Origin of the sequence: Streptomyces sp. NPDC001604 (assembly GCF_042893475.1) — a bacterium.
Classification (GTDB): Bacteria; Actinomycetota; Actinomycetes; order Streptomycetales; family Streptomycetaceae; genus Streptomyces.
The window spans coordinates 296,983-307,140 of sequence record NZ_JBIAUY010000010.1; the positions used below are offsets into that span (position 1 = coordinate 296,983).

At 71.4% G+C, this 10,158-nt stretch carries 10 protein-coding genes; 5 read left to right on the top strand and 5 right to left on the bottom strand.

Translation table 11 applies throughout. The features are described 5' to 3' along the window. Nucleotide 1 precedes the first annotated feature (1 nt). From ACFY1E_RS27235 to ACFY1E_RS27250, 4 genes are all read right to left on the bottom strand, one after another. Complete coding sequence (locus ACFY1E_RS27235) at nt 2-916, bottom strand: SDR family oxidoreductase (protein ID WP_389080172.1); 915 nt, start codon at nt 914-916, stop codon at nt 2-4. 75 nt (nt 917-991) lie between these two features. Beyond that, complete coding sequence (locus ACFY1E_RS27240) at nt 992-1,366, bottom strand: DUF4180 domain-containing protein (RefSeq protein ID WP_389080173.1); 375 nt, start codon at nt 1,364-1,366, stop codon at nt 992-994. 20 nt (nt 1,367-1,386) lie between these two features. Next, nucleotides 1,387-2,016 carry an MBL fold metallo-hydrolase gene (locus ACFY1E_RS27245; protein WP_389080175.1) on the bottom strand — a complete coding sequence of 210 codons (630 nt, stop codon included), beginning with the start codon at nt 2,014-2,016 and terminating at the stop codon, nt 1,387-1,389. Beyond that, on the bottom strand, nt 2,016-3,101 hold the full coding sequence (locus ACFY1E_RS27250; protein WP_389080176.1) for an S-(hydroxymethyl)mycothiol dehydrogenase: 1,086 nt from the start codon (nt 3,099-3,101) through the stop codon (nt 2,016-2,018). The genes ACFY1E_RS27245 and ACFY1E_RS27250 overlap by 1 nt, the downstream gene beginning before the upstream one ends. Nucleotides 3,102-3,243: 142 nt before the next feature. Between ACFY1E_RS27250 and ACFY1E_RS27255 the strand changes: the two genes are divergently transcribed. Next, complete coding sequence (locus tag ACFY1E_RS27255; protein ID WP_389080178.1) at nt 3,244-4,998, top strand: ABC transporter ATP-binding protein; 1,755 nt, start codon at nt 3,244-3,246, stop codon at nt 4,996-4,998. A gap of 86 nt (nt 4,999-5,084) precedes the next feature. Here ACFY1E_RS27255 and ACFY1E_RS27260 read toward each other — a convergent pair whose 3' ends face one another. Further along, complete coding sequence (locus ACFY1E_RS27260) at nt 5,085-5,927, bottom strand: (2Fe-2S)-binding protein (protein ID WP_389080179.1); 843 nt, start codon at nt 5,925-5,927, stop codon at nt 5,085-5,087. Between the two features lie 174 nt (nt 5,928-6,101). Between ACFY1E_RS27260 and ACFY1E_RS27265 the strand changes: the two genes are divergently transcribed. From ACFY1E_RS27265 to ACFY1E_RS27280, 4 genes are read left to right on the top strand one after another with little or no spacing between them, the layout of a single operon-like run. Next, nucleotides 6,102-7,094 carry a FecCD family ABC transporter permease gene (locus ACFY1E_RS27265; RefSeq protein ID WP_389080181.1) on the top strand — a complete coding sequence of 331 codons (993 nt, stop codon included), beginning with the start codon at nt 6,102-6,104 and terminating at the stop codon, nt 7,092-7,094. Further along, a complete protein-coding gene (locus tag ACFY1E_RS27270; RefSeq protein ID WP_389080183.1) occupies nt 7,091-8,140 on the top strand; it encodes a FecCD family ABC transporter permease in 1,050 nt (349 codons plus the stop codon). Before ACFY1E_RS27265 ends, ACFY1E_RS27270 begins: the two co-directional genes overlap by 4 nt. Next, a complete protein-coding gene (locus ACFY1E_RS27275) occupies nt 8,137-8,946 on the top strand; it encodes an ABC transporter ATP-binding protein (RefSeq protein ID WP_389080184.1) in 810 nt (269 codons plus the stop codon). Before ACFY1E_RS27270 ends, ACFY1E_RS27275 begins: the two co-directional genes overlap by 4 nt. 33 nt (nt 8,947-8,979) lie before the next feature. Continuing rightward, nucleotides 8,980-9,999, top strand: a complete 1,020-nt coding sequence (locus ACFY1E_RS27280) for an ABC transporter substrate-binding protein (RefSeq protein WP_389080186.1) — start codon at nt 8,980-8,982, stop codon at nt 9,997-9,999. The last annotated feature ends 159 nt before the right edge of the window (nt 10,000-10,158 follow it).

Consider the following 10,158-nt stretch of genomic DNA (forward strand, 5'->3'; position numbering starts at 1 on the left):
CTCATCGGTACCCGGTGGTGTCCGCCGGCTTCCCCGCGTCCTGGACCTCGACGAGGTACCGCCAGGCGTCCGGGCGGCTGCCGTCGAGGTCCGCGAAGCCGTACTCCCGGGCGAGCGAGCCGCTGGAGAGGGACGCGCCGTTCCACCGGGCCACGCCGGGGTCGGCGGCGAGGGCGGCGACGGCGCGGCCCACGTAGTGCGGGGTCTCGGAGATGGCGAAGTGGGGGACGCGTTCGAGGGCGTCACGCCAGTTGTCCTCGCGTACGCCGAACTGGTCGAGCATGATCTCCGAGCGCAGCCAGCCGGGTGTCAGCGCGACGGCCGTCGCCCCGCGCGGTCCGAGTTCATGGGCCAGGGCGAAGGCCATGCGCAGGCCGGACGCCTTGGCGAGGTCGTAGAAGAAGGAGACGCGGTAGGTGTCGCGGTTGTACTCGGCGGTTCCGTCGGTGACCTCCACGACCAGGCCGCCGGGGTGGCGCAGCAGGAGCGGGAGGGCGTGGTGGCTGGTGATCGCGTGGGTCTCGACGGCGAGCCGGAGCAGCCGCAGCCCCTTGTCGAGGTCGTGCTCCCAGACCGGCCTGTCCCAGGCGAAGAGGTGCTCGCCGCCCCAGATGTCGTTGACGAGGACGTCGAGGCGGCCCTGTTCGTCCGCGATGCGGTCCACGAGGGTGCGGACCTGTGCGGGGTCGAGGTGGTCGGTGGGTACGGCGATGCCCTGGCCGCCCGCCGCCGTGACGAGGTCGGCGGTGTCCTCGATGGTCTCGGGGCGGTCGTACTCCGAGCGCTGCGCACGGGTGGTGCGTCCGGTGACGTAGACCGTGGCACCGGACGCGCCGAGTTCCACGGCGATCCCGCGCCCGGCGCCCCGCGTCGCCCCGGCGACCAGCGCCACCTTGCCCTTCAGTGGTGCGGACATGTCCGGCCTCCCCTTTTCCTGCGGCTGCTGTCCCTGCCGAGCGTGCCGGGGAAGCCGGACATCTTCTGTCGCCTTTTACGGTTGCAGTCTCGCGGCGAGGGCGTCGTCGTCCGCCAGGAACCAGATGTGGCTGCCCTGGTTGGTCTCATGGACGAAGTCGCGCAGTGCCGAGCTCCCGGCAAGGTTCCGGGACAGGTCGCCGACGACGGCGAGCCGCACCCGGTAGTTCACGAACTTCTGCATCACCGCGCCCGCGACCCCCGACCGCAGCCGGAAGAATTCGTCCGCCACCCGCTCGACGGGCAGCGCGACCAGCTCCGCGTCGTACCCCATCGCATCGCCGATCAGATCGAGCGCGGCCTGCTCACCGTCGAGCAGCGGGCCGTCGGGCGTACAGCGCAGGACGCGTACGCCGTGCAGGTCTTCGAGCGTTCCGGAGGTCGTGGTCATGGGACGGGATCCTAGGAGTTTCAGTGGCCGCGGGCGATCCATTCCTCCAGGTGGGGCGCTTCGGCTCCGATGGTGGTCGGATCGCCGTGGCCGGTGAGGACCTTGGTCTCCGGAGGGAGGGTGAGCAGGCGGTCGCGGATGGAGTCGATGATCGTCGGGAAGTGGGAGTAGGAGCGGCCCGTCGCACCGGGGCCGCCCTGGAAGAGGGTGTCGCCGGTGAAGACCGCGGCCAGGGCGGGGTCGTACAGGCAGACGGCGCCCGGCGCATGGCCAGGGGTGTGGAGGACCGTCAGGTCGACCCCTGCCGCCTCGATGACCTGGCCGTCGGCGAGATGGGCGTCGGGGTCACGGTCGGGGTGGGTGAACTTCCACAGCGGCAGGTCGTCGGGGTGCAGCCAGATGGTCGCGCCGGTGCGCTCGGCGAGCGCGGGCGCGGCGTCGATGTGGTCGTTGTGGGCATGGGTGCACACGATGGCCGCCAGGCGGCGGTCCCCGACGGCCTCGGCGATGGCGTCGGCGTCGTGAGCGGCGTCGATGACGATGACCTCGTGGTCGTCGCCGACGAGCCACACGTTGTTGTCGACCTCCCAGGTGCCGCCGTCGAGGCTGAAGGTGCCGGAGGTGACGAGGCGTTCGATGCGCGCGGCCATCACAGCACCACCACCGAGCGCAGCACGTCGCCGTGGTGCATCCGCTCGAACGCCTTCTCCACGTCGGTGAGTTGGATGGTTTCGGTGACGAACTTGTCCAGCGGCAGCCGGCCCTGCAGATGCAGGTCGATGAGCATCGGGAAGTCGCGGGAGGGCAGGCAGTCGCCGTACCAGGACGACTTCAGCGATCCGCCGCGCCCGAAGACGTCCAGCAGCGGCAGCTCCAGTGTCATCTCCGGGGTCGGCACTCCGACCAGGACGACCGTGCCGGCGAGGTCGCGGGCGTAGAAGGCCTGCTTGTACGTCTCCGGGCGGCCGACCGCCTCGATGACGACGTCGGCGCCGTTGCCGCCGGTCAGCTCGCGGATCGCCTCCACGGGGTCGGACTCCTTGGAGTTGACGGTGTGCGTGGCACCCATCTCGCGTGCCTTGGCCAGCTTCCGGTCGTCGATGTCCACCGCGATGATCTTCGCGGCGCCCGCCAGGTTCGCTCCCGCGATCGCCGCGTCACCGACGCCGCCGCAGCCGATGACGGCGACCGTGTCACCGCGGCCGACGTTGCCGGTGTTGATCGCCGCGCCGATGCCCGCCATCACACCGCAGCCCAGCAGCCCGGCCACCTGCGGCGCGACGCTCGCGTCCACCTTCGTGCACTGCCCGGCCGCGACCAGAGTCTTCTCCGCGAAGGCGCCGATGCCCAGCGCCGGGGACAGCTCGGTGCCGTCGGTGAGGGTCATCTTCTGCTTGGCGTTGTGGGTGTTGAAGCAGTACCAGGGGCGCCCGCGCAGACAGGCCCGGCACTGCCCGCACACGGCACGCCAGTTGAGGATCACGAAGTCACCGGGTGCGACGTCCGTGACGCCCGCGCCGACCGACTCCACCACACCAGCTGCCTCATGTCCGAGCAGGAAGGGGAAGTCGTCGCTGATTCCGCCCTGCTTGTAGTGCAGATCGGTATGACACACCCCGCACGCCTGGACCTGTACGACCGCCTCGCCCGGACCGGGGCCCGGCACGACGATCGTCTCCACCCGCACCGGCTCGCCCTTGCCCGGTGCGATCACGCCGCGTACTTCCTGCGCCATGGCGTCGAAACCTTTCGTCTGCGGATGTCCGTACTTCCGACCCTAGGGGTGACTGATCAGTAACGGTGCCGGAGCAGGCTGCCTCGGGGCGGCTGCCGACCGACGTAGCCTGAATGCTCCGCCCGACTCCCCGAGGAGCGCCGTGAGCATCGCCGAGCCCGAGCCCCGACCGCCCGCCTGGCGGCTGCTCCTCGCCTATGTACGGCCACACCGCTGGGCCCTGCTGACGGGCGCACTGTTGTCGCTGGTCACGGGGGCCACCGGGCTGCTGCTGCCGCTGGTGGCCAAGGGGCTGATCGACGATCTGTCGCACGACCGGGCCATCACCGGCGCGCTGCTCGCCATGTCGGGGCTGGTCGTCACCAACGCCGCGCTGGGCGCGCTCGGTTCGTATGTGCTGCGCCGGACCGCGGAGTCGGTGGTGCTCGGCGCGCGGCGTGCCCTGTCCTCGTATCTGCTGCGGCTGCGCATCCCCGCGGTGGACCGCAGCGAGCCGGGCGATCTGATGGCCCGCATCACCTCGGACACCACGCTGCTGCGCGAGGTCACCACCGATTCGCTGGTCGGCCTGGGCACGGGCGGCCTCACCCTCGCCGCGACGGTGGTGATGATGGGGCTGGTGGATCCGGTGCTGCTCGGCGTCACCCTGTGCGTGATCCTCGGGGCGGGCACGGTGCTCGGGGTGATCGTGCCGCGCATCAACCGGGCCAGCCGGCAGGCGCAGGACGCCGTCGGTGTGATGGGGGCCTCGCTGGAGCGGATTCTCGGCGCGCTGCGCACGGTGAAGGCGTCGGGCGCCGAGGACCGCGAGGAGCGGACCCTGCACGAGGCCGCCGAGGAGTCGTGGCGGCAGAGCGTGCGCGCCGCCAAGTGGTCGGCGGCGGCGGGCAACACGGCCGGACTCGCGATGCAGATCGCCTTCATCACGGTGCTCGCGGTGGGCGGAGCACGGGTGGCGACCGGGGCCGTCCAGATCGGCACCCTGGTCGCGTTCCTGTTGTACGTCTTCTATCTGATGTCGCCGATCCAGCAGGTGGTCGGCGCGATCACGCAGTACCAGACGGGTGCCGCCGCCCTCGCCCGCATCCAGGAGGCGCTGAGTCTGCCCTCCGAACCGGCGGCCCGGCCCGCGCCGTTGCCCACCCCGGGCGCCGAGCCGGCCGCTGTCGTCTTCGACGAGGTCCGCTTCCGGTACGCCGATGATCTGCCGTTCGTCCATCACGGGGTGACGTTCTCCGTGCCGGCCCGTGGCATGACGGCGTTCGTCGGCCCGTCCGGCGCGGGCAAGACGACGGTGTTCTCGCTCATCGAGCGCTTCTACGATCCCGAGTCCGGGACCATCACGCTGGACGGAATCGCCCTGCAGGACTGGGAGTTGCCGAGGCTCCGGTCGGCGATCGGCTATGTGGAGCAGGACGCTCCCGTGCTGTCGGGTTCACTGCGGGACAATCTGCTGCTGGGCAATCCGGATGCGGACGAGGACGCCGTGGCGCGCGTGCTGAAGACGACCCGGCTCGACGGACTCGTGGCCCGGCTGCCGGGTGGCCTCGACACGCTGGTGGGGCACCGCGGCACCAAGCTGTCGGGCGGTGAGCGGCAGCGGGTCGCCATCGCCCGTGCGCTGCTGCGCAGGCCTCGGCTGCTGTTGCTCGACGAGGCGACCTCGCAGTTGGATGCGGTGAACGAGGCGGCGCTGCGGGACACGGTCGACGATGTCGCCCGGACCACCACCGTTCTTGTGGTTGCGCACCGGCTGTCCACCGTGACGATGGCGGAGCGGATCGTGGTGATGGATGCGGGGCGGGTGCGGGCGGTGGGGACCCATCGGGAGTTGGTTGCCGCGGATCCGTTGTATGCCGAGTTGGCGGCCACGCAGTTTCTTGCCACTGGGGATTGAGGCTTCTTCGTTTGGCTGCGGGCTCGTTGTGGCTGGTCGCGCAGTTCCCCGCGCCCCTTTGGGGCGCTCCCCCGGCCGTCTCCTTTTCAGCTGCCCAACCTGCGCAGGCGATCCGTGTCAGTGGTGCGGGGGCACGTCACGCAGGCCTCAGCGGGCTTGATCGCATAAAACATGCAGCATCCGGTGCGCGTGCGGGTCGGGTGCCGTCGGCCGTCGTCGCCCGTCAGGTGGCGGAAGGCGGCTCCGCCCGGGTACGGGGGCACGCCGATCGGGAGTACGTCGGTGGCGGCTCGTACGGCGTCAGCCTCCTGGCCGAGCATGCGGCCGAGGTACCAGATGCCGGAGACGAGGTCGTCGGCGACCAGGCCCCAGAGGGAACGCGCGCCGCGTCGTGCGACGGGGGCGATCGCGGTCAGCAGCGGGCGCATGTGGTCTGCCATCGACGTGCGCAACGCGGCCCGCAGGGACTCTTCCTGAGGGGCCATCAGTGCGCCGGGAAGTGAGGCGAGGGGGTCGCCGGGCAGACAGGCGAGCTGGGTTCCGGGGGTGATCTCGTACGTACCCGTGGTGACATCGAGGCGCAGGTCCTCGGGCCGGATGCGGGGCACTCGCCGTTCGAGGTACCAGGTCCCGCCCAGCAGCACGCCGAGGGTCCAGGCGTAGCCGTGAAGGGCGCGCGAGGCGGCGACGTCACGGCGCGCGGCGACCCCGTACCGGGCGTGGATGCGGGCCGCCTCGGCGTCGACGAAGGCGTCGAGCGCGCTCCTGTCGGTCGCCAAATCGGCCGCTGCGAGGTCCGCTAGAGGCTCTTCGCCCGGCTCCATGACCCGTACGTCCAGCGCTTCGCAGGTGGCAGCGAGCCTCCGGTGGACATGGCTGAGGGCATGCGTGACGGCACCGTCGGGCGGGGTCCTCAGAGCCACGGGCATGGGCGCTCCAGCACAGGAAGTAGAGAGAAGATTGCCAAGGCAAGGCTTACCTTACTTCATACGGATCATGGAACACCCACGTCAGCGTCCATCTCGCAGCCGATTGAAAAGTAAAGGAAGGCTAGCCTAAGCTCACGGCTTGTGACTGCGACCCAACGGGGCGCACCTGTCGGTGTGCCCTCCCCTGCCCTCAGACACCTCCCCCTGTTCCTCGCCGGACTGGGCGCCCTGGTGCTCTGCACCGCGCTGAGCCTTGCGCTCGGTGCCCGGTCGGTGCCCCTGTCCACGGTGGCCGACGCACTGTTCGGCCACGCCCAGGGCCGGGAGGCGCTCGTGGTCACCGGGCTGCGGCTGCCGCGCACCGTCATCGGTCTCGCGGTGGGGGCCGCGCTCGGGGTCGCCGGGGCCGTCGCACAAGGCATCACCCGCAATCCGCTCGCCTCGCCGACCACCCTCGGCATCAACGCGGGCGCCGGTTTCGCAGTCGTCGTCGCGATCTTTGCGCTGAATCTCAACGACCCCGCGCAGTATGTGTGGTTCGCGTTCGCCGGGGCCGCGGGTGCCGCCCTGTTCGCCCAGGCGCTGGCCCGCCGCGCGGGGGACATCGATCCCGTACGGCTCGCCCTCGGCGGCACCGTGCTCCAACTGGTGCTGCTGTCCTGGACGTCGGCGGTGATGCTGCTGAACCAGCGCACCCTCGACGAGGCCCGCTTCTGGCTGGCCGGATCCCTGTCCGGCAGGCCTCTCGACGTGCTGTGGCCGGTGCTGCCGACCCTGCTGCTCGGCCTGGCCATCGCCCTCGCCGTGTCCCCCGGCCTCAACGCCCTTGCCCTGGGCGACGATTCGGCCCAGTCGCTCGGCGTGCCGGTGGCCCGGATCCGGCTGGCCGGCGGCATCGCGGTGGTCCTGCTCGCCGGATCGGCGGTCGCCATGGCCGGGCCGGTCACCTTCATCGGCCTCGCCGCGCCCCATCTCGTACGTCCCCTGCTGGGTGCCGACCACCGGCTGCTGGTGCCCGGCTGTCTGATCGCAGGACCGCTGCTGCTGCTCGCGGCCGATGTCCTCGGCCGGATGGTGATCCGCCCCTCGGAGCTGGAGGTCGGCATCGTGACGGCGTTCCTGGGCGCGCCCCTGCTGGCACTGCTGGCCCGGAAGGTGGCCCGATGACCGCCGGCCTTGTCACCGTCCCTGCCCAGTCCGTGTCCCGCATCCGGATGCGCCGCCGTGTCCTGGTGTTCGCCGCCGGCGGTCTCCTCGTACTGGTCGTGCTGCTCACCGTCTCCCTGACGACCGGTGAGATGCGCATGCCCGCAGGCACGGCGCTGCGGGCGCTGGTCGGGCTCGGGGACTCCGGGGACGTGCTGGTGGTGCAGCAGTTCCGGGCGCCCAGGGCGGTGGCGGCGATCGTCGCCGGCGCCGGTCTGGGAGCGGCGGGCTGCGTGCTGCAGCGGCTGTTCCGCAACCCCCTGGCGTCTCCCGATGTCATGGGCGTGACAGGCGGGGCCTCGCTGGGTGCGGTCGCGCTGATCGCCGCCGGGGCCTCGCAGACCCTGATCCCGGTCGGCGCGCTCGGCGGCGGCCTGCTCTCGGCGCTGCTGCTGGGCGTGTTCGCCTGGCGGTCGGGGCTCGCCGTCACCCGGCTGGTGCTCACCGGGCTCGCCGTGCAGGCGGGGCTGGCCGCCGCCGTGAACCTGATGATCGTGCGCTTCCCGGCCGAGCTCGCCGGCTCGGCGCTGCAGTGGACCACCGGCTCGGTGTACGGGCGGACGTGGCCGGAGGTGCGGGGGGCGGCCGGAGCCATGGTGCTCGCGTTCGCCGCGGCGCTGGTACTGCACCGGCGGCTGGCCGTGCTCGACCTCGGGGACGAATCGGCGGGTGCACTGGGCCTGCGGACTTCCGCCGCCCGTCTCCAACTTCTCTTCGCCGCCGTGGCGTTGGCATCGCTCGCGGCCGCGCTCGCCGGTCCGGTGACCTTCGTCGCGCTCGCCGTGCCGCACCTCGTGCGCCTGGTCACCGGTCCGCCGACGGCCGCGTCCCTGGGGCTGGCCGGTCTCACCGGAGCGGTGCTGCTGCTCGCCTCCGACCTGGTGGTGCAGCACCTGTTGCCGATCGAGGGGCTGCCGGTCGGGGCGGTCACCGCCACGCTGGGTGCGCCCTGGCTGCTGGTGCTGATGTTCCGGCAGAGCTCACCCGTCCCAAGGAGCCACGCATGACCAACCAGTTGCAGACCCAGGGCCTCGATCTGCGCTACGGCGACCGGCTCGTCGTCGGCGGGCTCGATCTGACGCTGCCGGGCGGCGCCGTCACCGCGATCGTCGGTCCCAACGCCTGTGGGAAGTCGACCCTGTTGCGGGGGCTGAGCCGGCTGCTCACCCCCTCCGCGGGCACCGTCACGCTGGACGGCGCGGACATCCACCGTATGCCGGCGCGGACGCTGGCCCGACGGATGGGACTGCTGCCCCAGCAGCCGGTCACACCTGAAGCGATCACCGTCGAGGCGCTCGTACGGCTGGGCCGGTATCCGCATCAGCGGCTGCTGAGCCCCTGGTCGGCAGCGGACCAGCGGGCGGTGGAGGAGGCGCTGGAGCGCACCGGCACCGCGTCCCTGCGCGACCAGCCCGTCGACCGGCTCTCCGGCGGTCAGCGTCAACGCGCCTGGATCGCACTCGCGTTGGCGCAGGACACCGAGCTGCTCCTGCTCGACGAACCCACCACCTTCCTCGACCTGCGGCACCAGCTCGACGTCCTCGACCTGGTGGCCGCCCTGCACGCCGAGGCGGGCCGCACCGTGGTGATGGTGCTGCACGACCTCGGACAGGCCGCCCGCTACGCGGACCACATGGTGGTCCTCAAGGAGGGCCGCCTCGCCGCCGCCGGCACCCCGGCCGACGTCCTCGACGCGGACCTGGTCAGGTCCGTGTTCGACGTGGACTGCCGGGTGATCCCCGACCCGGAGACCGGCACCCCGCTGGTCGTCCCGAAGAGCAGCGCGGTCCGGCAACCGGCCGCATCCGCCTGACCCACCACTCCCCTACCAGAAAGACCACCCCCCATGTTCGAGTGCTCTCCCCTGCGCGGAATCGGCCGGCTGATCGCCGTGCTGCTCTCCGTCGTCCTCGGTACGGCCGTACTGGCCGCCTGCGGCAGCGAGAAGACCGACGCGACCGACACGGCGAAGGCCGCCGGTGCGGCATCGGCCGGCTTCCCGCGCACCCTGAAGACGGTGATGGGCGACGTCAAGATCCCCTCGCAGCCGAAGCGGGTCGTGGTGCTCGACACCGGCGAGCTGGACGACGTCACCCTGCTCGGCATCGACCCGGTCGGCGCGGTCGCCCCGCACTTCAAGACCGAGGGCGGCTTCCCGACGTATCTGAAGGGCGAGCTGAGCGGCACCGCCGACGTCGGCCCGCTCCTCGAGCCCAACCTGGAGAAGATCGCGTCCCTGAAGCCGGATCTGATCCTGTCGTCGAAGGTCCGGCACGAGAAGGTCTACGACAAGCTCAGCGCCATCGCCCCGACCGTCTTCACGGAGACCACCGGCGGTGTCTGGAAGCAGAACCTCAAGGTGCACGCCGAGGCGCTCGGCCTGGAGAAGCAGGCCGCCGCGAAGCTCAAGGAGTACGAGACGCAGGCCAAGGCTCTGGGCGAGGCCATCAGGAAGAAGGACGGCGGCACCATGCCGACGGCGTCCGTGGTCCGCTTCATCGCCGGTCCGACCCGCCTCTACCAGACCAACTCCTACAGCGGTGTCGTCCTGAACGACATCGGCTTCAAGCGGCCCAAGTCCCAGGTGTCCAACGACCCCGCCGTCACCATGAAGGACGTCAGCCCCGAGGAGATCGACCAGGCCGACGCCGACCTGGTCTTCGTGACCACCGCCGACACCCCGGACAAGACCCAGCAGAAGCAGGTCACCTCCAACCCGGTCTGGAAGTCCCTCAAGGCCGTCAAGAGCGGCAAGGTCTTCACCGTCCCGGACGAGACGTGGATGTCCGGCATCGGCGTCCAGGCCGCGGAGCAGATGCTCAAGGACGTGGCGAAGGCCACCGGCGTGGAGCTCCCGAAGAAGTAACTCCCGCTCTTTCGGGGCGGGCCGCAGCACCGCCGCGGCCCGCCCCCGCCCCCCCCCCCGCCGGGGGTCGGTGTTCCTCCGCCTTGGGCCTGTATCGGCTTGCCCTCCATGCGACCGACGGCGTCAGCGAGGGCGTCCGGCCGGCCGCCCCCCGGCGGG

Excerpts from the sequence above, each read along its gene's own strand:
- ACFY1E_RS27235 (WP_389080172.1), bottom strand. The coding sequence starts at position 916 with ATGTCCGCACCACTGAAGGGCAAGGTGGCGCTGGTCGCCGGGGCGACG.
- ACFY1E_RS27240 (WP_389080173.1), bottom strand. The coding sequence starts at position 1,366 with ATGACCACGACCTCCGGAACGCTCGAAGACCTGCACGGCGTACGCGTC.
- ACFY1E_RS27245 (WP_389080175.1), bottom strand. The coding sequence starts at position 2,016 with ATGGCCGCGCGCATCGAACGCCTCGTCACCTCCGGCACCTTCAGCCTC.
- ACFY1E_RS27250 (WP_389080176.1), bottom strand. The coding sequence starts at position 3,101 with ATGGCGCAGGAAGTACGCGGCGTGATCGCACCGGGCAAGGGCGAGCCG.
- ACFY1E_RS27260 (WP_389080179.1), bottom strand. The coding sequence starts at position 5,927 with ATGCCCGTGGCTCTGAGGACCCCGCCCGACGGTGCCGTCACGCATGCC.
- ACFY1E_RS27270 (WP_389080183.1), top strand. The coding sequence starts at position 7,091 with ATGACCGCCGGCCTTGTCACCGTCCCTGCCCAGTCCGTGTCCCGCATC.
- ACFY1E_RS27275 (WP_389080184.1), top strand. The coding sequence starts at position 8,137 with ATGACCAACCAGTTGCAGACCCAGGGCCTCGATCTGCGCTACGGCGAC.
- ACFY1E_RS27280 (WP_389080186.1), top strand. The coding sequence starts at position 8,980 with ATGTTCGAGTGCTCTCCCCTGCGCGGAATCGGCCGGCTGATCGCCGTG.